Raw genomic sequence first — 23,761 nt, forward strand, 5'->3', positions numbered from 1 at the left:
TAATGCTTTTGGAAACAAAGTGGGTGAAGTTAGACGATGAGTCTAAAATATCGTCCAGCCATGAATGCAGGAAAGCCGCGTTGGGCTCATCGCTTTTGATGGTGCTATCAGCTAGCTTGAACAGATCAAATACGGCTTCTACCGCCTCTAAGTCGGTAGTCGTTTCCATCAGGCTTTTGTTGTATAGCAAGACAGGGAAGCGACTCCAGGTCAGGTCGTATTGTTGCCTGAGTGCTTTGAGCGAGGTGTGACCATTCAGAAACGTTTCACCGGCGTAGAGTATATGACCGATTTCTTTGTTGAGCTGTACGATTTGCCACATCACTTCACGCTCAGCGCGTTCGGTGTCGCCATAGGTTTTGATTAAGTTCTGGACGCTTAACGAGATGCACACAAGTAACAATGGAGCCGTGAGAATCATCGAGATGAGCTTTAATCGTTTTATCAGGTATCGCTGTGCCATGGTATAAATTATCCACTCACGAACTTCATGAATGGTGTCTCCAAATCAGATTTATTATTGTTATTTTAGATTTTGTAAATCTATTTCGAGACAAAACCAAAAAAATGAGAAATTGGGGCCGATTTTGGACATTTCAAAACAATTCGATACCAGGGATCACAATGCAATATTTGAAAGGCTAAATGCGGCCGCTACAGTTGCACCTGGGTTCAAACTACTCACGATTATGGAATTAGACCAACCTGCTCAATTGGCCCGTCGTTCATATTCATCAAATCCTACCACATACCCAACCAGCGGCACCAAACCCATTCTCAAAACACAGTGGTTCAAAGATGTTGTGGAATCACAAAAACCATTTCTGGCCAATTCGCCCGATCAAATGGGCGATCAATTTCCTGATCTGGACATTATTGAAAGTCTTGGTTGCGGCTCAATTGTAAATGTCCCTGTCGTCAAATCAGGGAAAACCGTGGCAGTCATCAACATATTGCACGAGACAGGTTATTTCACCGACCAACGGTTCAAAGAGGCATTGGCGCTCGCAAAATTTTTGTAAATGCCAACTGGGCGTGCCTTGCTTGACTTGACGAACAGCATGACCATCTTAGAACAAAACCAACACAGCCACTGCAAAGGACCAGACAGCCATGGAAATATCGCAAATCGCAACTTCGACCGTCGATTGGCTTAATGGTTATGGCATGAGCATTCTCACCGCCTTTGTTGTTTTGATTGTTGGTTGGTTCATCGCAAAGTGGCTTGCCCAACTCGTTGTGCAGCTCCTACCAAATACCAAAGCATTTGACGAAACTGTGGCACCTATGTTTGGCCAATTGGTGCGCTATGGCGTCATTATCACCGCTTTGGTGATCGCCTTGAGCGGACTTGGCGTGCAAACAGCCTCTATTATCGCGGTCATCGGTGCCGCTGGCTTGGCCATCGCCTTGGCGCTGCAAGGCACCCTATCCAACATAGCTGCTGGTGTGATGATTATCTGGCTGCGCCCCTTCAGCGTTGGCGACTATATTGAATCAAGTGCGGTCAATGGCACTGTTAAGCAAGTTGGACTTTTTGCAACCCAACTACGTACCATCGATGGGCTTTATGTCTTCACGCCAAATGCGAAAATTTGGGATGCAACAATCATCAACTACAATAAAGAAATGACCCGTCGTATTTCTTTTGATGTCGGCATTGATTATAGCGCCGATATCGACTTGGCGCGTAAGGTTTTGTTAGAAGTGGCAACATCTGATGAGCGCGTTCTCACAACACCTGAACCCGTTGTATATGTCATGAACTTGGGCGCAAGCTCTGTTGATCTGCAACTGCGCGCGTGGACCCGCACAGCAGACCATTGGGAAACCCGCATGGCGATCAATGAAGCAGGCAAAAAAGCGCTCGATAAAGCTGGTGTGGAAATACCGTTCCCACACATGCGCATTCTGGCGCCAGAGCTGTCACCAAAATAATTTGCACACCACTATTGACCTAGAGCAGCTCCAACCCCCTATTTATCTGAGATAGTCAGATATGAAAGGGTGTCCAAATGAATATTGGTGAAGCAGGAAAAAAGAGCGGACTATCTCCCGATACCATCCGGTTTTATGAAAAGCGGGGCCTAATCCTTTCAACCAAACGGGACGAAAAGGGCCATCGCTATTACGCCGAAAACGATGTGGGTTGGCTCGGCTTGCTCGCCTGTTTGCGCGGAACTGGCATGCCCCTAGCCGAAACAGAGACCTTCACCCATCTGGTGCATGAGGGTGAACACACGGTGCCTGATCGCATTGATTTGCTTGAAAATCACCGCAAACGGTTGGCGCAAAAACGTGCGGAGCTTGATGCCTATGAAACCCATCTCGACGAAAAAATCGCCTATTACAATTCCGTGCTCGAAAAACAAAACAAAGAGGCAGCCCAATGAGTAAGCCAGACATCACATTGTGGACCGGGCAAACCATTCCGCGTCTTGGTTTTGGTTGTTGGGCCATCGGGGGCCCATTTTGGGCAGACGCGATCCCTGTGGGGTGGGGCGTTGTGGACGATAATGAATCAAAAGCCGCCATTGCCGCCGCACTTGATGCGGGCATTCGCTTTTTCGACACCGCAGACGTTTATGGCGCGGGCCACTCCGAAAAAATCGTAGGTGAAGCCTTAAAGGGGCGCAACGACGTTTTTGTTGCGACAAAGTTTGGCAATCAATTCAATGAAGACAACAAACAAATCACAGGCAAAGGCGCAGACCGCGCTTATATCCGCAAGGCCGTGCAATCTTCCCTTCGGCGCTTAAAACGCGATGTAATCGACCTCTATCAACTGCATATTGATGACCTTGATGGCGACGATGCAAAAGAAACCCAAGCAGCCTTAGAAGAGCTTGTGCAAGAAGGTTTGATTAAGGGCTACGGTTGGTCAAGCGACCACCCCGACAACTCGAGCCAATGGCTTGGCGCACCGAACTACCGATCAATTCAACATGACCTCAACCTTTTCACCCCGGCAAACGAGACGCTGGCCATTGTGGAAAAGCACAACATGCTGTCCATTAACCGCGCACCATTAGCGATGGGCATGTTGGGCGGCACCTATAAGATCAACCATAGTTTTGGCGAAGACGATGTACGCTCCGGCGGCGCACCCTGGCTCAACAAAATGGGCCATGTTCGTTCTGCAGAAGACGCCCAACAACGCCTTGACGGCATTCGCGAAATCTTGACCACAGGCGGAAGAACCGTTGCCCAAGGCGCGCTAGCCTGGATTTGGGCACACAGCGACAAAGCGCTCCCCATCCCCGGTTTTAGAACCGTAGCACAAGCTGAAGAGAACGCGGGCGCGTTAGAGTTCGGTCCGCTGGATGTGGACACAGTGCAAGAAATTGACCAACTCGTTAGCGGTGAAATGATTTAGCCTAAACTGGGCGGCGAGGTGCCGCCCAATCAATGGTCTTTGATGCCCTGATAGGCCCGTTTTCCCCAGATCTGCTCCACTCGTTTGTTGCGGCCGCATGTGAAGCGATAAAAACTATATTTCAGCTTATTCTTCTTGTAATAGTCTTGGTGGTATCCTTCCGCCGGATAGAAGGTCATCGCAGGTTGCACAATGGTCGCCACATGACTTTTAAGCTCAATAGCAGCTTGCCGTTTGGCATCGGCTGCCACTTTTAACTGTCCATCATCCAGCGCAAAAATGGCGGTGCGATAGCTGTCCCCCCGATCACAGAACTGCCCGTCCGCATCTGTCGGATCGACCGAGCGAAAAAAGATGTCCACCAATTGACTATAGGCAATCACGGTCTCATCATATTCGATCTCAACGGCTTCAAAGTGCCCTGTGTTTCCTGCGGTAACCTGTTTGTAGGTAGGATTTTCTACCGTGCCACCGGTGTACCCCGAGCGCGCTTCAATTACGCCGGTCACCTGTTCAAAATCACACTCAACACACCAAAAACAACCACCGGCGAAAATCGCCTTCTCTCCCGCCTGCGCAGCGGTTCCGGCCAATAAAATCGCTGTAATTACACCAATGTTAAACAGAATTCGCATGTTACCGCCTTTTCGTTGCTCAGCCCATGCAACCACCTTAGCCGAACACAAACAATTCACATTGGTTTGAATCAAAAAGGGCGCGGCCAATTTGGACGCGCCCTAAATTCGAGTTTATATCAAGCAGCCCTAGCCAGCCATTACGCCCTGCGCCGATGCACCCCGCTCCATCAACAAGCGGTTATAGGCATTCAAATAGGCCCGAGCGGATGCCACCAAAGTGTCTGGTTCTGCGGTGCGGCCAGAAGCAATTTTGCCATTCATTTCAAGCCGGACATGGGCATTCGCTTGTGCATCTGTGCCCCCGGTTACCGCATCAACACCATAATGGACAAGGTGCGGGTTGGCCCCAACGGCTTCTTTGATCGCATTGAAAATAGCGTCCACAGACCCAGTGCCTGAAACCTTGACCGACTTCGCGTCGCCTTCAACAGAAACAGTTAGCTCACATGTGTGATCCCCGCCAATGGCTGAAGAAACACTCATGGCCACGAGTTTGATTTTATCTTCGATTGAGCCCATTTCATCGTCGACCAAAGCAATCAAATCTTCGTCGTAAACATTCTTTTTGCGGTCAGCCAATTCTTTGAAACGGACAAAGGTTTCTTGGAATGCATTGTCACCCAACTCATAACCCAAGTCTTTCAATTTATCTTTGAAAGCCGCGCGGCCAGAGTGTTTGCCCATCACCAAGGAGGTTTCTTTAATCCCTACGCTTGCTGGGGTCATAATCTCATATGTCTCTGCGTTTTTCAGCATACCGTCTTGGTGGATGCCACTTTCATGCGCGAAAGCATTTTTGCCCACGATGGCTTTATTGAATTGCACGGGGGTATTGCACGCAGCAGAAACAATTTTTGACGCGCGGGCCAAGTGGGTCGCGTCAATCTCTGTATGGAAAGGCAAAGCATCGCCTCGGGTTTTCAGCGCCATCACAATTTCTTCAAGCGCGGCGTTGCCGGCGCGTTCACCCAAACCATTAATGGTGCACTCCACTTGGCGCGCGCCAGCTTGAACACCGGCAATAGAGTTGGCAACGGCCATGCCCAAATCATTGTGGCAATGGGTAGAAAATATGGCCTTGTCCGCGTTGGGCACGGTCTCAATCAATGTTTTGAACATCGCGAAATATTCTTCAGGGACAGAGAACCCAACGGTATCTGGGATATTGATTGTCGTTGCGCCCGCATTGATAGCGGCTTCAACACATTTGGCCAAATAATCAATCGGCGTCCGGGTTGCATCCATGGCCGACCATTCAACATCGTCGATCAAATTGCGCGCTTGCGTCACAGATTGTGTAACAAGTTCCAAAACCTCATCTTGGTTCTTATTCATCTGATATTTCAGATGAATTGGAGATGTTGAAACAAAAGTATGGATGCGCCCACGCGGCGCCAACCGCACAGCGGCCCCTGCCCGCTCGATCTCCGCACGAATGGCGCGCGCCAACCCCGCAATCACCGAGTTCTTCGAACGGCGTGCGATTTCCGAAACAGCTTCAAAATCGCCATTTGAAGCGATTGGAAACCCAGCTTCGATAATATCGACGCCCATATTGTCAAGCAACTCAGCCACTTGCAGTTTTTCTTCAAACGTCATTGTTGCGCCGGGGGCCTGTTCGCCATCGCGCAATGTGGTATCGAAAATGAAAACACGGTCAGTGTTGGATTGTGAAGTGCTGCTCATGATGTAGTCCTAATATGGTCGACCCTTGATAAAACAATCGGGCCGGAAAAATTCAATTTCTTTCGGCTTTTGTTTTGTCTCCCCTAAACACCCGCTCTCACGCTGAGAACTGTCGGTACTCAGGGGCAAATAAGGAGGAGGTCGAGAAGGAGAGTTTGGTTGTCGCGCGCAAGATCACGTGCCGCAGCCAAACGGCGGGCAGTCTTGTGATCTTCAATTTCAAACGCGTCGCGGATCATGCAACCATTGCTCCAAAGCACTCATCAAAAAATCAATGCGATTCAACGCATAGCAAATTTTTTGGGCCCTGCAAACGGCCTAATTCATCATTTCCGTCCACATTGGCCAAAACCAAACGCAGATTGAGCACTACCCTTAGAACGTCAGCACCGCCAAAATGAGCGCCAATGTGGCCATCCCACCGTTGAGCATGCCAAGTCTTTTGGCCTTGGCTCTTGCGTCTGCATCCCCTGCAGCAACAAGCGGACCAAGCCGTCCCGCCACAAATATAGAAACGGTCAACACGATAACCGCCGTTATTTTGGCGAAAAACGTAAGTCCCAAATCCATTGGGTTTGGGTAAGCCACTAAAAGCATTGAAATGCCGGTGATCCACAAGAGTATTATCGCCGCACGGCCCAAACCACCAAATCTCTTAGTGATACCCAGAATGGCTCTACCGGCGTCGCTTTTAACATCGCCCAATTGTGCGGACGCAACCGCGGTCGCTATTCCAATGCCAATACCAATACACATTGAAAACAAGTGCACCATCAGCAAAATCTTCAATAGAATGTCCATGCTATCCCCCTAACATGATTGAAAAACCTAGGCCCAGCACAAAATCAATGCAAGGAGCGGCTGTTATAGCAAACTGCTGCTACTCACTACCTAGGAACAAAGTACCCTCGCCCACCAAAATGGCGTTGCCGCCAATTCCAGCATGGGTCAACTGACCATTTTCAAGCTTAATCTGCGCTTCAATATAGCTCGGACGACCCATTTCCATCCCTTGGGCGATGGTGAAGTCTACTAGCCCCTCACCCTCATAATATTGTTGTGCCAACAACCCACAAAGCGCGGCTGTAGCGGAACCGGTGGCAGGGTCTTCTTTCAGACTGCCCAAACCAATGAACGCCCGGGCCGCGAACTGCACGTAGCGCATATGATCAACGGGTGTAAAAACATAGACTTTGTCGCTGACACCGCCATAAACATCAGCCCAGCCCCGCCGCTCTAATTTGATCGCGGCTAACGCGTCTTGGTCGCTAACTGGCACCAACACAAAAGGCACCCCGGCGCTATAAATGGTGGGTTGCATGCTCCCCCAACCAATTTGCTCCGGTTGCAAACCCAAAGATCCAGCAATTTTCTCTATATCAGGTGCATCGCCAACTTGTTTGGGCAATTCAGGAAGGCCAAACCGTGCATGGCCACTGACTTTGTTCAATCGCTCTGTGATCGCAACAATTGTGCCGATTTTTTCTTCCAATCGAACGGCTGTGATCCGTTGTTTCAAACCAAGCAAGACCGCTGTGCCAACCGTCGGGTGTCCTGCAAATGGCAATTCTTCAGATGGTGTAAAAATGCGCAGATTTGCGACATGGCGTTCGTTCTTGGGCGAACACACAAATACAGTTTCACTCAAGTTGAATTCTTTTGCGATCTCTTGCATTTGATTTGTTGGAACATTATCCGCATCAAACACCACCGCAAGTGGGTTGCCCTGAAGGCGCTTTTTGGTGAAAACGTCAATAATCGAATATGGCAACTGCATTGTGCTCTCCCACCGCCCGCGTCAGCAATAAATTGAACACATCAATAGCATTGATTCGACCATCTGTAATGCGCATGAACAAATTCTCTCGTGCAAAAACATCGGAGAGAAAAATGATCACCTGCTATGTCCAATATGAGATTGAGCCAGATAAACTTGACGAGTTTGAACACTACGCAAAACTCTGGGTTCCCCTTGTGCAAAAGCACGGCGGCTATCACAATGGCTATTTCATGCCCCACGAAAGTGCAAATGATCTAGCGCTGGCGCTGTTTTCTTTTGAGACACTTGCCGATTATGAGCGGTACCGCACTGATATTGCAAATGACCCAGAATGTGTCGCCGCTTTCCAATATGCAAAAGACACCAAATGCATCCGCCGCTATGACCGGCAGTTTTTGAAGCCATTTATGGTGCCAAACATGTAGCGTGTTAGCACAAAAAAAGGGGTGGTTAAAAACCACCCCCAAGTTAGCTCTGGGAGAGCTAGGGTTTATTCTTTTGAAAGCTTGGTGCAGATCTAGTTGCGGTCTTTATCAACCAATGCACCAGCTTTAATCCATGGCATCATATCGCGAAGTTTTGCGCCAACTTCTTCGATTTGGTGCGCGTCATTGTTGCGACGTGTCGCTTTAAACTTAGCACCGCCCGCACGGTATTCTTGAATCCACTCAGAAGTGAACTTACCAGATTGGATGTCGTCCAGAACGCGCTTCATTTCAGCTTTAGTTTCTGAAGTGATGATGCGCGGACCAGTTACATACTCGCCCCACTCAGCTGTGTTTGAGATCGAGTAGTTCATGTTGGCAATGCCGCCTTGATAGATCAAGTCAACAATAAGTTTTACTTCGTGCAAGCACTCGAAATAGGCCATTTCTGGTGCATAACCAGCTTCAACCAATGTTTCAAAACCAGCGCGGATCAATTCAACAACGCCACCACAAAGAACAGCCTGCTCACCGAACAAATCAGTTTCGCACTCTTCTTTGAAAGTTGTTTCAATGATGCCAGAACGACCGCCGCCAACGCCTGAAGCATAAGCAAGACCAATGTCTTTTGCGTTGCCAGTTGCATCGTGGTGAATGGCGATAAGGCAAGGTACACCGCCGCCTTTTTGATATTCGCCGCGCACGGTGTGGCCTGGGCCTTTTGGTGCAACCATCAAAACATCGATGCTGTCTTTTGGTTCAATCAAACCGTAGTGAACGTTCAAACCGTGTGCAAAAGCAATCGCTGCGCCGTCACGAATGTTTGGTGCGATTTCATCTTTATAGATGTCCGCCTGCAATTCGTCTGGCGTTGCCATCATCATCACGTCGGCCCATGCAGCTGCTTCTGCAACGCTCATGACTTTAAGACCATCAGCTTCAACTTTTTTCGCCGTTGCAGAGCCTTCACGCAAAGCAACAACCAAATTGGTCGCACCAGAATCTTTAAGGTTCAACGCGTGCGCGCGGCCTTGGCTACCATAACCAATAATGGCTACTTTTTTCGCTTTGATCAGATTTAGATCAGCGTCTTGATCGTAATAAACACGCATTGTGTTATCCCTCTTAAATTATCTTATTATTCGGGCGAGATTGTTCTCACCTTGTTTCATCGAACGCCGTAAAGCGTCACAAATTGTTCAACCGCGCGCTTGGCATCGCGCACCACATCGGTCTCGCTTAACACTAGATCTTCGCCAAGCAGTAGTCGGATTTGCACATCTTTGATCACCAAACCAAAAAATGTGCGAAATGCTTCTTCTTCGTCGCTAAAGTGCAACAAACCTGCCCCACGCCCTGCTTTCAGCAACGGTTTTAGCCGCTGGCCAACCGCAAAACGGCCATTCATCAAAACCGTAGTACCCAAATTGCTCAATGGCCCGGCATGGGTAATGGCCAAACGATTCAAAGCAACTGAAATGTCGCCAGAAATCACTTTGAGCCAATCAAACGCAAATTGTTCCAAATGTGACTGCAAAGCCTCACGCGACATACGTTGTGGGCCAACAGGGACAGAGCGAACCTTTGCTGCCTGCCATTGCACAATCGCTGTTAGCAATCCATCGCGATCACCAAACCATTTATAAAGAGACTCTTTTGAACAACGCGCACGCCGCGCCACACCGGTCATGGTCAGCTTGTCGCCAACCTCCACCAAAAGTGAAAGCGCAATATCAAGCACATCCTGCTGACGCGCCGTCAATTCTTCATCGCCTAAACGCACGGCTTGAGCCAAAGCAAATCTCCAATGGTAAAGTAAACACTAACAGAACCGTACCGTACGGTTCGGTAAATTGCAAGCAGAAAATTGATATTTGGTTTTGATCCCGTCAAAAGCGTAAGACTGTGACGCACAGCACTTTTCAAATCAGTTGTCGAAAATCCAAAAACCGTCTCTTTATGAACTCCGCCAAAGAAAGAGCACCCGCCCAATTTCCCGGCAAACCTTGACTTGCATCAGGGCATATCCCCTGCGCCCCGTCTATCATTCACCAAATCTCGGGGGAAAAACGATGCGGACACTGATTATCTATTTTTCAAAAACGGGCAACTCTCAACAAGTGGCCCGACGAATGGCTGAACGTCTATCTGCCGACCTTCAAGAAATACTTTGTGATCAATACTTAGGATCCGCGGGGGACCTTTGGGCGGGTTTTGACAATATTATCGGGCGCACACCAAAACTTGCGCCAATCAATGACCTAAATGAATATGATCGGATCATCATTGGCGGACCAATTTGGCTTGGCCGTCCGTCAGCCCCAATTCGCGCTGCCGCAGAACAATATGCAAAAGGCAGAGTAGATTGTGGAATCTTTGTTTGTGGCATGGGTCCTGAAGATCTAGACAGCGCCGCCAAGCAGCTTGCCGCACTGTTCGACCACAAGCCAGCAGCGGTTTTTAAAACGCATGGTAGTATGTTGGGTTCTGCCGAGTTTGAGAATGAGTTGGACCGCTTTTGTGGCGAATTCACAAACCAACTTGAAACGACCAAACACGCGTAATCAGTTACTCACCGACCCGTATTTCATATTCGCGGGGAATCCCCTCAGTCACCTTAAACCATGCCGACGCTTTGGTTCGTTTCTGATGTGCCTCAAAGGCTGCCTGATCAACAAACAGCTCCGCCACCTTAAACCGCCCCTCAATTTGAGTGGATGGCACCACCTCAAACGAAACACACCCCGGCTCGCCGCGCGAAAGCTCTATGTGCAACGGTAACGCCGCTTCAACTTTAGCTATTCGGTCTTTTGGCACATCAATGTAGCCATTTAGATATACCATTTGTGACATGAATAACGTTCAATCACGGCCCGAGAAGCAACACAAGCGTTTTTGCACATCTACTGAACGTGGACACACGAAATGTTTACCTACCAAACAACTGCTGCAGAAAGAATTGCAAATTCTTCTGTGCCACTTCGTCGGCTTCGCGCAGCTTAAGGTGCCTTCGGAATTTGCCTTTCCCCTCAAGAACACCTTTGGGATCTTCCAATTCAGCACCAAACGAAAACTCAACGGACACATGAGCCTTATGAACGAAGTAACCACACAGCCGGGTTGAATGATCATCCGGCTCCAATTCCATCATCATACCCCCATACATTTCGCGCGCCGCGGCATCAGGTAGATGCTGCGCAATCGATTCTTCGATGGCATCAACAATTGGTTTCGATTGAAAAACTGTCATTGCGGTGCCACAGGAGAAGCCAATTCGACCAGGCACCCGTTAAGGTCACGCACGTAGGACACCACTTGCCCCCAAGGTTTTTGAGTCGGAGAAAGAATGGGCTTAGCACCATTTTGCACCGCTTTTTTATAGGCAGAATCAACATCATCCGTCACCAAACAAACCTCCCAAGCTGCGGGCAACTCGCGCGCTCTGTTGGGATAGACCGCAATGTCATTATCAGCGGCGGCATCTTCTAAAGCGAAGGTGAGTGCTGTGTCACCGGTTTCCATTTCGGCATAATCACCAGCCTCATGAATGAACCTACGCTTCAAGCCAAACGCATGTTCAAAAAACTCAACCGTTGCAGTGACGTCCTTCACGTAAATGATTGTATATCCAAGTTTCATTTCAACACCCTTTGTTTTGCAGTGAAGCTAATGCAAACTCCAATGCACGTCTTGAACAAAACGGACATCAATTTATCGGCAAGCCGGGAAGTGATAAATGAGGAGGAATGTTTGAGGGCGAAAAACCACCCATTTTTGAAAATGCGCGGGTCAAATGCGAATGGTCGGCATAGCCCGTTTCAAACGCTGCATCGGAAATAGACAAACCACCTTCAACGATCAATCGCAACGCACGGTGAAACCTGATGATCGAACAATAGGCCTTGGGCGAAACATGAACAGCGCGCATAAATTCACGCCGAAAATGGCGCTCGGAAATGTTTAAAATTCCCGCCCTGTCAGAAATGCGTACGCGTCCACCGGACAAGTGAAAACGATCAATGGTGCTGCGCACCCAATTTGGAAATGTGGTGACCGACAATGTTTCCAGCGCCATATCCAGCACTTTGCGCAAATGCGCGCACGTTTGGATTGGCTTGGCCAATGCAATGACGGGTGCAAAAATGCGATCTGCATCTGCTTGCGATAGGGTCGCGCTCTTCCCCAGAGGAGAAACCAATTGTTTGATCGCGGATGTTTGTTCTGGCTTTAACCGCACGCCAATCCAGCAGTCATCCGCTTTGTACTCAATATGATAGGGTGAAATCATTGGTAGTGAAACGATGGGCCGGACATTGGTTATCCGCTCACCATTTTGTTGGAACCTTAAGATTAAATCCGAGCGTGCATCTGGCAAGATTGTTGCTTCGCCCGACGTCTCCGCCTCGAACGTCCAAAACTGCTCGGCCCAACGTTGCTGCCGCCGAGAAGGCTGGTTTTCCAAATAACCTCGCAAAGCGAAACCTAACTAAGGAGTAATGGGGCCACGCGCGATCACGCGACCCCAATTGGATTAAACAGCAGCCAATGCCTGCTCAATATCGGCAATAATATCGTCAACATGTTCAATGCCAACGGAAATCCGCACAAGGTCTTCCGACACCCCTGCAGCTTTCAGCTCGTCTGCGCTAAGCTGACGGTGGGTTGTGGAGGCTGGGTGACACGCGAGAGATTTTGCATCGCCAATGTTCACCAAACGCAAGATCATGTTCAAACCGTCGATGAACTTACCGCCGTTTTCGCGGTCGCCCTTGATGCCAAAGCTCAAAATGCCTGAGGCTTTGCCGCCGGAGATTTTGGCCGCAAGATCATGATACGGAGACGATTTTAGACCCGCATAATTGACCCAAGCAATCTTGTCGTGCGCTGAAAGGTATTCAGCGACTTTTTGAGCGTTTTCGCAATGGCGCTCCATGCGAAGGCCAAGTGTCTCAAGCCCTTGCAAAATCAAGAAAGCATTCATCGGCGAAATCGCAGCGCCGGTGTTGCGCAAGGGCACAACCCGTGCCCGGCCAATAAAGGCCGCTTCGCCCAATGCTTCGGTGTAAACAACGCCGTGGTATGATGGATCAGGCTCGTTCAACAAGGGGAAACGTTCTTTGTTCGCAACCCAATCAAACTTGCCACTATCAACAATAATACCGCCAATCGAGGTGCCGTGTCCGCCGATATATTTGGTGAGGGAGTGCACAACAATGTCTGCACCATGTTCAAACGGACGGCACAAAAATGGTGTGGCAACAGTGTTGTCAACAATCACCGGAACCCCATGGGCATGAGCGATTTCAGCCAGTTTTTCAATATCAACAACATTGCCTGCCGGGTTACCAATACTTTCGCAGAACACGGCTTTGGTGTTTGCGTCAAACAGTTTTTCAATACCTTCAAAGCTGGCATCAACCATGCGCACATCAATGCCCTGGCGCGGCAATGTATGTTCAAACAGGTTGTATGTTCCGCCGTAAAGCTGCGCCACAGAAATGATGTTGTCGCCAGCTTCTGCAATGGTTTGAATGGCATAGGTGATTGCTGACATGCCTGATGCAAGGGCAAGGCCCGCAATGCCACCTTCCATTTCCGCAACCCGTTGCTCCAAGACAGCGGTGGTTGGGTTCATAATGCGGGTATAAATATTGCCCGCAACTTTAAGGTCAAACAGATCAGCGCCATGCTGCGTGTCATCAAAAGTATAAGATGTTGTTTGATAAATCGGCACGGCCGCAGCCTTCGTGGTGGCTTCAGATGTATAGCCATGGTGAAGGGCGAGTGATTCAAGTTTCATCGGTCAGTCCTTGCTAGTGGTTTTCGACCTTCACACTAGCAATTTTTGCACAGACTAAGCTAGTCAGATTGCCGCACAATCGGAACACTGAAATGCTATTCTATTTGGGCCCAACTGCGCCAATTAATCATCTTGATAAATGTCATTTAATGGCCAATAGTGGTGCTCAATAATACTATTTGTGAAAATGATTTTTCCAAAAAGAAAACTAAATCGCTGAACATAGCGCACAATAAGAAAAGTCATTTGCACGGATTCTTGGGAGGAAGACCATGCATTTTAAGACTATGTTTCTTGGCGCTTGCATTGCACTTGCAAGTTCATTCGGCGCAGCGAGCGCGCAAGAGCGCACCATGATTGTTCTGGATGGATCTGGTTCTATGTGGGGCCAAATTGATGGCGTGCCCAAGCTGCAAATCGCCCGCGACACGTTGCGCGACGTTTTGAAAACCGTACCCGAAACGACAGAGCTGGGGCTAATGGCCTATGGGCATCGTAAAAAAGGCGATTGCACCGACATAGAGTTGATGGTTCCGCCTGCCACTGGCACGGCTTCACTAATCGCTGACAAAGCGGACAAGATGAAGTTTTTGGGCAAGACCCCCCTCACCGACGCGGTAAAACGCGCAGCAGAAGAACTAAGATACACCGAAGACACCGCTACTGTGGTCTTGATTACCGATGGTCTAGAAACCTGCAAAGCAAACGTGTGCGAACTAGGCAAATTGCTTGAATCCCAAGGCGCAAATTTCACCGCGCATGTGGTTGGCTTTGGTCTTTCAAAAGAAGAAGGCGCCCAAGTTGCCTGCCTGGCTGAAAACACTGGCGGTCAATATATTTCAGCAGAAAATGGCGATGCCCTTGCTGAAGCACTAAAGGAAACTGTGGTCGCCATTGTTCCAGCGATCACTTTGATCCCTGTTGATCAAAACAACACAAAAGTTACAGACATTACGCTGAATTGGAGCATTCTGGACAAAGACGGCAACGAAGTTCTGACCGACTATGGGTTTGGCGACGCCCACGGACGTCTAGATGCGGGCACTTACAATGTTAGCGTTTCTGGCACCGCAGCTTCCGGCGGTGGCGCAATTGACATATTGGCGGACGTCGCAAAACAAAGCTTTGAAATCACACTTGAAGTGCAAAGACTTGAGGCTACAGTAACCGCCCCTGAACAGGTTAGCGCCGGTGCTGAATTTGAAGTGAATTGGGAAGGACCGGATCACCAAAGTGACTATGTCACCATTGTTGAAAAAGGTAGCGATGAAGGCACATACAACGATTACGCCTACACCAAAAACGGCAATCCTGCCCAAATCGATGCACCCGATGGTTTGGGGGCTTACGAGGTGCGCTACGTGCATGGTGAAACCCGCAAGACCTTGGGCCGGGCCGACATAGAAGTTGTGGCCATAACTGGCTCTGTTTCCGCGCCCGCACAAGTTGGGGCAGGAAGCGAATTCGAAGTCGCCTTTACAGGACCTGCCTATGGGTCCGATTACATCACCATTGTTGAAGTAGGTGCAGAGCAAGGCACCTACAAAGACTATGCTTACGCCAAAAATGCCAATCCTGCTGTCATTCAAGCCCCGGATGGATTGGGCGAATATGAGGTGCGGTATGTCATCGGCAAAAGCAAGCGCACTCTCGCTTCAACAATAGTGGAAGTCACTGCCATTTCCGGCACGTTGGAATCGCCCGAAAGCGTGCCAGCGGGTTCCGAATTTGAAGTGCATTGGACCGGCCCAAGCAACAAAGGCGACTATATAACCATCGTAGAAAAAGGTGCGGCTGAAGGCAGCTACAAAAGCTACGCCTATACCCGACACGGCTCACCGGCCAAAATCGCCGCGCCAGACGCAGTTGGGGTGTACGAACTGCGCTATGTGATTGATTCAAGCAAACGCACATTGGTCAGTCGCCCCATCACTCTAACAGAGGTCACAGCAACCCTGAGCTTTGATGGCACGCCCATTCCGGGTGGCAAATTGCGCATCGATTGGACGGGACCAAATACCCCAAGTGACTACATCACAGTGGTTGAAATCGGCAGCGACGAAGGCAGTTATAATGATTACGCCTACACAAGGAACGGCTCACCAGCCGAAATAGACCTGCCAAAGGCTCTGGGCGCATTTGAGATTCGGTATGTGATCGGGTCTTCAGATCGCACACTCGCGGCTCTACCCATCACGCTAAAACCGGCCAGCGCCAGCGTTTCCGCCCCGAGCAATGCCAAGGCGGGCGACGCGATAGAGGTGAGCTGGACTGGTCCTGCCGCAAAAGGCGATACAATTGAAATCGTCGCAACTGGTTCGCCAGACAATGCCGCCCCGATTACAAGTGCGGGCACTGTTCAAGGCAGCCCATTGTTCATTTATGCTCCCGGCAGTCCCGGCAGCTATGAAGTGCGGTACAAGGTCAAAGACACTGGTAAAACATTGGCAACAACGCCGTTGAGCGTTGAATAAACCACAAACAAAAAAGGCCACCCAAATGGGTGGCCTTTCAAACTCAAAAGCGAGTTGGACTTAGTCCAAAAGCTCAAGATTTGTAGCAGATTCACGACCGTCGCGACCAGCTTCAAGATCGTAAGAAACTTTTTGACCGTCTGCGAGACCTGAAAGACCTGAACGCTCTACAGCTGAAATGTGCACGAATGCATCTTTGCCGCCATCGTCAGGTGAAATAAAGCCGAAGCCTTTAGTTGAATTGAAGAACTTAACTGTACCGTTAGCCATGGTAATACCTATTGTAGTGATGTTTGACGCAACACACGCCAAACTAATTGTCCCTCATGCAACATGCACAAAGGGGTAACGTTCGCCATTATAAGGGGAAAACCATTCTAACCGGCAAGCCGGGCATCAAGTTAGCCAAAGACGGCTGAAAACGTAAGAAGCTCTATAACTCATTGACAAGAAAACGCAAGCTTTAAGTGTGGGGCGCCAACATTAATTGTCGCGCCGCCATATCAAGTATTTATAGTCGTTGCACTTTTCGGCGCATCCAGCGCAAGAGCAGCATCCAATGTAGACCCTCGAAAGTGCTTCAACAAATCCGCACCGGTTATTGGACGTGACAACAGAAAACCTTGCAGCAGCTGGCAGTCCATATCCAACAATAACCGACGCTGCCCCTCAGTCTCAATTCCCTCAGCAACAACAGATATATCCAGCTCATGTGCCAGCCGAACAATCGAGCGCACGATGCGACGAGTTTTATCGTCGTTCTCAATTTCTGAGACAAAGCTACGGTCAAGTTTCACGCGATCAAAAGGGAGTCGCTGTAAATAGCTCAAGCTTGAAAAACCAGTTCCAAAGTCGTCCATGGCGATATTACTGCCGAGCTCTTTCAACTTCGAAAGCGCCGCTTCAGCGCGCCCAAAGTCCTGTACGATGGAGGTTTCTGTTATCTCAAATGTAATGCGTTCTGCTGGGAATCGTGACCGCAAAACTAGGTCCGTAATGTGAGCCATTGTTTGGTGCGAACCGATATCCGCAGCGCTCAAGTTGAAGGACAAACCGACATCACTTGGCCATGCCCGGGCTGCTCGAAGCGCTTTTCGGAGTAATACTGACGTCAGTTTGCCCATAATGCCGCAACGCTCGGCCTGGCGGATAAACACATCAGGCGTAAATTGCACACCATCTCTTGACCACCTGGCCAAAGCCTCTACTGCGGATATACGGCCAGTCTCTTGATCATAAATTGGTTGAAATGCCAAAGTAAGCTCTTTGTCCAAGTCTGCATTTTTCAGTTCAGTCTCTACAAAGCTGCGTTGCCGAATTGCATTTTCATGTTCTTCAGAAAACATAACAATCCGACCGCGTTGGTTCTGCTTAGCAAAGTAGAGAGCATGATCTGCCTTCTCAAATAGCTGATTTGCTTCAGCCGAGTCACCGCCACCACTGATGATTCCAATGGAAGCCGTAACCCGCACACAGCTTGCCGCCAGCTGAATTGGATCTGCAATCGCCTTACCAATTTTCTCCCCGAGCGCATGTGCATCTTCATCACTAAGCGCAGGGGTTGCCAAAAAACCAAACTCATCGCCGCCAAGGCGAGCAACTGTCAATCGGTCACTTGTGAAATCACAAAGTCGTCGCCCGATTTCCATCAACAATTGATCACCAACAATATGCCCGTAAACATCATTGATCGGTTTAAACCCGTCAATATCTAGCAGACCAACAGTAACAGGCGTATGATTTTGCTCACCTTCAACCCATCGCTTCAAGACATCAAAGAACACCCTGCGGTTCGGCAACCCGGTCAAACTGTCATGGTTGGCAAGCTTAAGATTCTCGTCGCTCAGTTTTGCCGTTTTGACGTTGCTAGAGATCAGCTGCGAGAAATCGTTATAGTAAGTCAACATGACATATACAACGGCGCTAACGACCACGATTGTATTCACCGCCATAGCAAAGTGAACTGCTTCTTGAGTTAAAAGGTAGTGACCAAAAAACGGAACCAACACCGATGTGGCCACCGCCAGCGCTGCTGCACGCAAATAGAGCAAGCAACACACAACTCCCACAACTGTTACAACAATAAAGAAAGCAATATAGGTGTGCAAAACCGCATCGCCATATGGATACAAACTCAAACACCAAATAACGAATGCGAACCCCAAAACACTGCCCAAGCGAACTGATGCTCGAAGCCGTGCAATAGCTGCCCGGTGGGTATAAATGCGCCCTTTGTCCATCAGCCAATAGCGCAACCGGGCAATACACGCCAGCACCAAGACGAGCGGCAACGCGAGTGTTAGCCAAACAGGGGCGACGTCATAGTGAGTGAAGGAAAGACCCGCCGCGCTGATACAGGTGATCAAGTAAACCAACGGCATACGGCGTGCCATCTCTTTAACCTGCGCCTGCGCCAACGCCCGATCGTTTATCGGCACGCTATATAGATCGGCAAATGCACGAAGATGAGTCAGCATCTTCTTCCCCACTGCTTGAAAACGATTTCAGCAGCATAGTGCGCACAGCAAATAAACATTGCGTTAAATGCCTTCATTACGGCTCGGCGTGCAATGATTGTGGTAACCAACCCATTGCCGACAATCTTTACGATGTGTATCGTTTGAATTGTTCATTTGGACAGACCCCTGATTGCCAAATCTGTTTCGGGCGCGGTCGTCCACTTTCCAACGAAAGACCGCAAATCCTATGCCTGATCACAAAGCCTTTGCACAAAAGCATGCCAATCCGCGACTTGGCATGATCTTGATGATCTCAATGGCTTTGTTGCTGCCGGTTATGGATTCGATCGGGAAATACCTCACTGCATTTCTGTCGCCCGGCACCATTGCCCTGTTTCGCTTTATCATTCAGGCGGCATTGTTTATGGCCCTGCTCGGTGTTCGACGCCAGCTAGATTTCCCCCGACTTCACTTGCGCACACTCGTTTTGCTGGGGGGCATCATTTGTGTGGTCATGCTGACCTTAATGCTGGGTTTAAGCGTCTTGCCCCTGGCGACCTTCATCGCCATCTTTTTTGTAGAACCCCTAATATTGGTGTTCTTTTCGATCCTATTCCTAGGCGAAAAAGTCGGGTGGCGGCGCATCACCGCTTGTTGTGTGGGCCTACTTGGGGCCTTAATCATCATTCGCCCCAACTATGCAACCTTTGGTGTTTACGCGCTTATGCCCGTCATCACCGCTATTTGTATGGCGGGTTATTTCACCATCACCAAGCAACTTCAGGGCAAAATGGACGGCATTGCCGTGCAAGGATGGGCAACGCTCTTTGGGTCGTGTTTTCTTGCCATTGCGATCTTGGCAGGCACAATGTCAGGCATTGAAGATTTAAGTTTCAGCTGGCCCCAGCAACCCCATTGGGGATGGCTTGCCCTATCAGCAACAATAGGCGTGCTCGCTTATGTGCTCATCGCAGAAGCCTTCAAGCGCGCGCCTGCAAGCCTATTGGCGCCATTTCAATATATCGAAATCGTCGCGGCAACCATTCTTGGGTATTTGGTTTTCGGAGATTTCCCTGATGCTCTCACATGGCTCGGGATCGCGATCATTCTGGGCTCTGGCCTTTATGTGTTCTATCGCGAACAATATGCCGACCAGAGCCCAGATTAGATATTATGCGCCCAAATAACGTTCGCGCAGGTGTGCTTTAAAAATACCAACATCCAACGGCTTGCCGGTGGCTTGAGTAATCAATTCAGGCGTTGAATGCAGTGAAGCCTTGTGGTGCACATTTTCGCGCAACCACTTAAAGACAGACCCAAAGTCGCCTTTTTGCACATCATCCGCCCATGTTGGCACTTGGGCTTTAAGCGTGTCAAACAGCTGCGCTGCAATCATCGCGCCAATGGTATAGGTTGGGAAATATCCAATTGCGCCGCTGGGCCAATGGATATCTTGCATGCAACCGTTGCCAACGCCATCCGGCACCACCCCAATCGACTTTTTCATCTCGTCGTTCCAAGCCGCTTCCATATCATTGATCTGCAAATCACCAGACAGAAGCGCTTTTTCAAGACGATATCGCAACATCACGTGGAGCGGATAAGTCACCTCATCTGCATCCACACGGATCAAACCCCGCTCAACCTTGAGCAAAGAGCGCTTGAAGTTTTCAGCTTCCCAAGTATCACCGCCAACACCAAAAGTATCGCGTACAACTGGCAGCGCGTACCTTAAAAACTCGTCTGTGCGGCAAAGCTGCATATCAAGGAACAGGGATTGGCTTTCGTGCATCGACATGCCGCGTGCTTGCCCAACGGGCTGGCCGCACCATTGTTCTGGCAAACCAAGCTCATACATCGCATGGCCTGTTTCATGCAAAACCCCATAAAGGCTTTGGCTGAACGCATCATCATTGTAGCGTGTGGTCAGGCGCACATCGCCGGGCACCCCACCGCAAAATGGGTGCGCCGAAACATCAATCCGACCGTGATTAAAATCGAACCCCAAGGCCGTCATAAAAGTGCGACCCAACTTCTCTTGCGCCTCAGTTGAGGTTTTGCCTTCCAAAGGCTTAAACTGGCGATGAGTAGCTTGATGATCCAACGCTTCGTTTAAAAAGTCGGGCAGAAATGCCTGCAACTCTCCAAAATATTGGTCCACCTGCGCAGCGCTCATGCCTGGATCATATTCATCCAACATCGCATCATAAGGGTCCAACCCCAATGCTTCGGATTTAGCGACAGAGGCTTCGCGCACAAGTTTAAGAACAGGCTCGAAGGCTTTGGCAAAGGATTCAAAATCGTTCTTCGGCCTTGCGGCCTGCCAAACGTGAGTACAGTGAGATGTAGCTTTAGTGAGTGCGGCCACCAAATCGTTAGGCAACGCGTTGGCATGGCGGTAGCTGCGGTCCATTTCGCGCAAATTCGCCGCTTCCCAGCCTTCAAGCGGTTCAGCTTTTGCAGCCTCGAGCAAATCACTTAGACCAGCATCAGTTATTTTTTCGTGTGCAACGCCCGCAAGCGCTGCCAATTGTTCACCGCGAACCCCAGCCGCGCCATCTGGCATCATGGTTTCAGCATCCCAGCCCAACATGGCCGAAGCGCCACGAATGGCTGAAATCTGGTTAAAACGATCAACGAGCTGACGATATGCCGACATATTATCCAACATTTTTTGATGAGACTAAAACGGTGTGAAATTTGAATAGAGCTGTTTGGATTTCAACTGTCAAATGCCATTTCCCAAAAACTCGGATTTTCGCCTATTCTGCCGCCGCGGTCTCTCGTTGCTGGCGCAAACTGACCATTGTGATGGTCAGCCCGATCAAGGCACAAGCGGCAATAGAGCCAACCATCGGCAAAGCCGTGCCATCAAACAATGCACCCGAAACAGCCATGGCAATCGCAGCGGTTGTCATTTGCAATGTCCCCATCATGGCAGACGCCGTTCCTGCATTTCTGCCGTGATTTTCCAAAGCCAAAACCGCTGTCACTGGCACAACAAGTCCCAAAAAGCCGTATCCAACAAACAAGAACGTGGACATAACGGGCCAAGCGTTAAACCCGATAGCCATCACCACAAACATCAAAATCATTGTGCTGGCAAAACCAAACACACCAAAACGGATCAGCGGCAGCAAACCATAACGCTTCGACAATATGCCATTGAGCTGTGAAACAGCAAAAAACGACACGGCATTAATGGAAAACGCAAAACTATATTGGGTGGGGTTAAGGCCGTAGTGGTCGATAAACACAAAAGATGAGTTGGCCAAAAACACCATGAAGCTGGACATGCCGAATGCGCCCACAAATGTCATTGCTAGGAAGTGCTTATCTTTAAGCACATCCCAATAGCTTGCCATGATCGCCTTCACATTGCCTGACGTGCGGGCCGCTTCTGGGTGGCTTTCTTCCATAAAAAACAGCACCATGAGGAAACCAAGTACGCCAGCGATCGTCACCACCCAAAAAATCGTGCGCCAATCACCAAAGGCAACGATGCCGGACCCGACCAACGGCGCGAGAATGGGCGAAATGGAAAAAACCAGCATGAGCAAAGACATAAGTTGTGCAGCTTCGGCACCGGTGTGCAAATCACGCACAACGGCCCGTGCAATTACGCCACCGGCGCAAGCGCCAACCCCTTGGAAAAACCGCAGACCAATAAGCCAATTAATATCAGTCGCCAGCGCACAGCCAACGCCACACACTGCAAACAATATCATGCCGAAATAAAGGGGTTTCTTGCGGCCAAAAACATCTGAGATCGGCCCATAAATCAGCTGCCCAACGCCCAAGGCGATGAAAAACGACATCAAACTGGCTTGAACTGCAGCGGTATCTGCACCCAAATCTTGCCCAATTGCAGGCAAAGCAGGCAAATACATATCAATAGCAAAAGGGCCAATTGCTGTTATTAGGCCCAAAATCAGGGCGTTCTTGAGCATTCTCGAATTTATCATTGCGTCACCAATCGGCGCACCTAAACGGCGCTAGAGAAATCAAAACTGTTGGTAGGTGCTTTGCACCACTTCAATAGGACGGCGAGTAGATTGAGCCCGCAATGGTTTTTTATTGGTCCTAATGTACTTCTACCCGTATCTGATTTCATCCGTTTTGCAAACACAAAAAAAGGCCAGCAGAAGCTGGCCCTAAAGTTTTCCGTCAGGAAGAAATACCTAGTGAGCGATCAAAACCGGCACTTCGGCTTTGGTCAAAACATCGCGAGTTACCCCGCCAAGCACCCATTCGCGGAACCGCGAATGGCCGTAGCCACCAATTACAAACATATTGGCGTCAGTGCGTTCAATCTCATTCAACAGCGCTTCACCAGCATTGTCCCAGCCTGAAATATTGCGCAGTTCAACATTCACGCCGTGCCTGTCCAAGTGGCGGGCCATATCAGCGCCTGGCTCAATCCGCAGTTCTTCATTTGAATCAGCTTCATGCACCATGGCCAATGTGACCTTTTTGGCTTTTTGCAAAAATGGAATGGCATCAGCAACGGCACGCGCTGTTTCGCGCGAATTGCGCCAGCCGACCACAATGTCAGATAGTGGCTCTTTTGCCGGAATGGCCGGAGGTACGAACAGGCAAGCGCGCCCAGAACTAAACAGGATTTTTTCCATCAATTCAGGTTGTTCCGAAAAATGTCCGTAAGGACGTGTCGCCACAAAAACATCGGCCACGCGGGCCTCGTCAGCGATCGCAGCGCCCATCTGCGCCCCCACCGTGTCTATGCGGCGCAACTCGCACCGCACATCAAGTTTGGAGAATGTTTCCTTTAACGCGGCCTCTGCTTTGTCACCATATTCGTCGGCTTGCGCCTGCAACTCTGCGGCAACCTTGCCCACCGAAAACACGCCATCCCCAGCGCTGATTACATCTGGGATCTCAACGCACAACAGACCGGTCAAAACCGCTTCATGCTGCTCAGCGATCGGCACAGCGTAGGAAAGCCGAACCTCGTCTTCCTTGCTCCCGTCCAAATAAACCAAGATGTCTTTAATCATTTTTGTCTCTCCACCAAAAGATAAACCCAAAGTGCCCGTCCGAGGTGATCATGCATTCTTCGCTAGATCCGCGCGTTGATCTCAATCAACATGTTAATTAGAGTTAAA

Annotated in this window: 25 protein-coding genes; 8 read left to right on the forward strand and 17 right to left on the reverse strand. The window is 49.5% G+C overall.

All coding sequences use genetic code 11. The features are described from left to right. A partial coding sequence (locus tag Q0231_RS12770) for a hypothetical protein (protein ID WP_299347943.1) occupies nucleotides 1-463 on the reverse strand: 463 nt, incomplete at its 3' end. A gap of 124 nt (nucleotides 464-587) precedes the next feature. Between Q0231_RS12770 and Q0231_RS12775 the strand changes: the two genes are divergently transcribed. From Q0231_RS12775 to Q0231_RS12790, 4 genes are all read left to right on the forward strand, one after another. Continuing rightward, entirely contained in the window at nucleotides 588-1,022 is a 435-nt protein-coding gene (locus Q0231_RS12775; protein ID WP_299347944.1) for a GAF domain-containing protein, read from the forward strand. A 91-nt stretch (nucleotides 1,023-1,113) separates the two neighbouring features. After that, nucleotides 1,114-1,938, forward strand: coding sequence for a mechanosensitive ion channel domain-containing protein (locus tag Q0231_RS12780; RefSeq protein WP_299347945.1), 825 nt, complete (start codon nucleotides 1,114-1,116; stop codon nucleotides 1,936-1,938). Nucleotides 1,939-2,015: 77 nt separating this feature from the next. After that, complete coding sequence (locus Q0231_RS12785; protein ID WP_269393800.1) at nucleotides 2,016-2,393, forward strand: MerR family transcriptional regulator; 378 nt, start codon at nucleotides 2,016-2,018, stop codon at nucleotides 2,391-2,393. Next, nucleotides 2,390-3,376 (forward strand): aldo/keto reductase, encoded by a 987-nt coding sequence (locus Q0231_RS12790; RefSeq protein ID WP_299347947.1) that lies wholly within the window; start codon nucleotides 2,390-2,392, stop codon nucleotides 3,374-3,376. The genes Q0231_RS12785 and Q0231_RS12790 overlap by 4 nt, the downstream gene beginning before the upstream one ends. A gap of 29 nt (nucleotides 3,377-3,405) precedes the next feature. Here Q0231_RS12790 and msrA read toward each other — a convergent pair whose 3' ends face one another. The 4 genes from msrA to Q0231_RS12810 all read right to left on the reverse strand — a co-directional run bounded on the left by msrA (nucleotide 3,406) and on the right by Q0231_RS12810 (nucleotide 7,477). Continuing rightward, nucleotides 3,406-4,011 carry a peptide-methionine (S)-S-oxide reductase MsrA gene (gene msrA, locus Q0231_RS12795; protein ID WP_299347948.1) on the reverse strand — a complete coding sequence of 202 codons (606 nt, stop codon included), beginning with the start codon at nucleotides 4,009-4,011 and terminating at the stop codon, nucleotides 3,406-3,408. Nucleotides 4,012-4,140: 129 nt separating this feature from the next. Further along, nucleotides 4,141-5,700, reverse strand: coding sequence for a 2-isopropylmalate synthase (locus tag Q0231_RS12800; protein ID WP_299347950.1), 1,560 nt, complete (start codon nucleotides 5,698-5,700; stop codon nucleotides 4,141-4,143). Between the two features lie 375 nt (nucleotides 5,701-6,075). Next, nucleotides 6,076-6,501 (reverse strand): hypothetical protein, encoded by a 426-nt coding sequence (locus Q0231_RS12805; RefSeq protein ID WP_299347952.1) that lies wholly within the window; start codon nucleotides 6,499-6,501, stop codon nucleotides 6,076-6,078. Nucleotides 6,502-6,580: 79 nt separating this feature from the next. Further along, on the reverse strand, nucleotides 6,581-7,477 hold the full coding sequence (locus Q0231_RS12810; protein ID WP_299347953.1) for a PhzF family phenazine biosynthesis protein: 897 nt from the start codon (nucleotides 7,475-7,477) through the stop codon (nucleotides 6,581-6,583). Nucleotides 7,478-7,590: 113 nt separating this feature from the next. Between Q0231_RS12810 and Q0231_RS12815 the strand changes: the two genes are divergently transcribed. Beyond that, complete coding sequence (locus Q0231_RS12815; RefSeq protein ID WP_269393794.1) at nucleotides 7,591-7,905, forward strand: NIPSNAP family protein; 315 nt, start codon at nucleotides 7,591-7,593, stop codon at nucleotides 7,903-7,905. 92 nt (nucleotides 7,906-7,997) lie between these two features. Here Q0231_RS12815 and ilvC read toward each other — a convergent pair whose 3' ends face one another. Both ilvC and Q0231_RS12825 read right to left on the reverse strand, forming a co-directional pair. Continuing rightward, nucleotides 7,998-9,017, reverse strand: coding sequence for a ketol-acid reductoisomerase (ilvC, locus tag Q0231_RS12820; RefSeq protein WP_269393793.1), 1,020 nt, complete (start codon nucleotides 9,015-9,017; stop codon nucleotides 7,998-8,000). A 56-nt stretch (nucleotides 9,018-9,073) separates the two neighbouring features. Further along, nucleotides 9,074-9,700, reverse strand: coding sequence for a TetR/AcrR family transcriptional regulator (locus tag Q0231_RS12825; protein WP_269393792.1), 627 nt, complete (start codon nucleotides 9,698-9,700; stop codon nucleotides 9,074-9,076). A 277-nt stretch (nucleotides 9,701-9,977) separates the two neighbouring features. Between Q0231_RS12825 and Q0231_RS12830 the strand changes: the two genes are divergently transcribed. Continuing rightward, nucleotides 9,978-10,469, forward strand: a complete 492-nt coding sequence (locus tag Q0231_RS12830) for a hypothetical protein (protein WP_269393791.1) — start codon at nucleotides 9,978-9,980, stop codon at nucleotides 10,467-10,469. A 4-nt stretch (nucleotides 10,470-10,473) separates the two neighbouring features. Here the strand turns inward: Q0231_RS12830 and Q0231_RS12835 are convergent, their stop codons facing one another. From Q0231_RS12835 to Q0231_RS12855, 5 genes are all read right to left on the reverse strand, one after another. Then, nucleotides 10,474-10,758 (reverse strand): putative quinol monooxygenase, encoded by a 285-nt coding sequence (locus Q0231_RS12835; protein WP_299347956.1) that lies wholly within the window; start codon nucleotides 10,756-10,758, stop codon nucleotides 10,474-10,476. Nucleotides 10,759-10,834: 76 nt separating this feature from the next. Continuing rightward, nucleotides 10,835-11,155: a DUF1801 domain-containing protein gene (locus tag Q0231_RS12840; protein ID WP_299347957.1), complete on the reverse strand. Its 321-nt coding sequence runs from the start codon at nucleotides 11,153-11,155 to the stop codon at nucleotides 10,835-10,837. Then, nucleotides 11,152-11,544 carry a VOC family protein gene (locus Q0231_RS12845; protein WP_299347958.1) on the reverse strand — a complete coding sequence of 131 codons (393 nt, stop codon included), beginning with the start codon at nucleotides 11,542-11,544 and terminating at the stop codon, nucleotides 11,152-11,154. Before Q0231_RS12845 ends, Q0231_RS12840 begins: the two co-directional genes overlap by 4 nt. A 67-nt stretch (nucleotides 11,545-11,611) precedes the next feature. Then, complete coding sequence (locus Q0231_RS12850; RefSeq protein WP_299347960.1) at nucleotides 11,612-12,367, reverse strand: helix-turn-helix transcriptional regulator; 756 nt, start codon at nucleotides 12,365-12,367, stop codon at nucleotides 11,612-11,614. A 69-nt stretch (nucleotides 12,368-12,436) separates the two neighbouring features. After that, nucleotides 12,437-13,705: an aminotransferase class I/II-fold pyridoxal phosphate-dependent enzyme gene (locus tag Q0231_RS12855; protein WP_299347961.1), complete on the reverse strand. Its 1,269-nt coding sequence runs from the start codon at nucleotides 13,703-13,705 to the stop codon at nucleotides 12,437-12,439. Between the two features lie 287 nt (nucleotides 13,706-13,992). On the opposite strand from Q0231_RS12855, the gene Q0231_RS16750 reads away from it, so the two are divergent. Further along, nucleotides 13,993-16,179 carry a VWA domain-containing protein gene (locus Q0231_RS16750; RefSeq protein ID WP_367274496.1) on the forward strand — a complete coding sequence of 729 codons (2,187 nt, stop codon included), beginning with the start codon at nucleotides 13,993-13,995 and terminating at the stop codon, nucleotides 16,177-16,179. Between the two features lie 60 nt (nucleotides 16,180-16,239). Here the strand turns inward: Q0231_RS16750 and Q0231_RS12865 are convergent, their stop codons facing one another. Next, nucleotides 16,240-16,449 (reverse strand): cold-shock protein, encoded by a 210-nt coding sequence (locus Q0231_RS12865; protein ID WP_269393787.1) that lies wholly within the window; start codon nucleotides 16,447-16,449, stop codon nucleotides 16,240-16,242. Between the two features lie 233 nt (nucleotides 16,450-16,682). Beyond that, nucleotides 16,683-18,656 carry an EAL domain-containing protein gene (locus tag Q0231_RS12870; protein WP_299347963.1) on the reverse strand — a complete coding sequence of 658 codons (1,974 nt, stop codon included), beginning with the start codon at nucleotides 18,654-18,656 and terminating at the stop codon, nucleotides 16,683-16,685. A 229-nt stretch (nucleotides 18,657-18,885) separates the two neighbouring features. Between Q0231_RS12870 and Q0231_RS12875 the strand changes: the two genes are divergently transcribed. Then, entirely contained in the window at nucleotides 18,886-19,806 is a 921-nt protein-coding gene (locus Q0231_RS12875) for a DMT family transporter (protein WP_299347964.1), read from the forward strand. Between the two features lie 3 nt (nucleotides 19,807-19,809). Here the strand turns inward: Q0231_RS12875 and Q0231_RS12880 are convergent, their stop codons facing one another. The 3 genes from Q0231_RS12880 to Q0231_RS12890 all read right to left on the reverse strand — a co-directional run bounded on the left by Q0231_RS12880 (nucleotide 19,810) and on the right by Q0231_RS12890 (nucleotide 23,653). Continuing rightward, on the reverse strand, nucleotides 19,810-21,297 hold the full coding sequence (locus Q0231_RS12880) for a carboxypeptidase M32 (RefSeq protein WP_299347965.1): 1,488 nt from the start codon (nucleotides 21,295-21,297) through the stop codon (nucleotides 19,810-19,812). Nucleotides 21,298-21,400: 103 nt separating this feature from the next. Next, on the reverse strand, nucleotides 21,401-22,603 hold the full coding sequence (locus Q0231_RS12885) for a multidrug effflux MFS transporter (RefSeq protein WP_269393783.1): 1,203 nt from the start codon (nucleotides 22,601-22,603) through the stop codon (nucleotides 21,401-21,403). A gap of 216 nt (nucleotides 22,604-22,819) precedes the next feature. Next, nucleotides 22,820-23,653, reverse strand: a complete 834-nt coding sequence (locus Q0231_RS12890; RefSeq protein WP_299347966.1) for a universal stress protein — start codon at nucleotides 23,651-23,653, stop codon at nucleotides 22,820-22,822. Nucleotides 23,654-23,761: the final 108 nt, after the last annotated feature.

It is taken from the genome of uncultured Maritalea sp., assembly GCF_937139385.1.
Taxonomy (GTDB): domain Bacteria; phylum Pseudomonadota; class Alphaproteobacteria; order Rhizobiales; family Devosiaceae; genus Maritalea; species Maritalea porphyrae_A.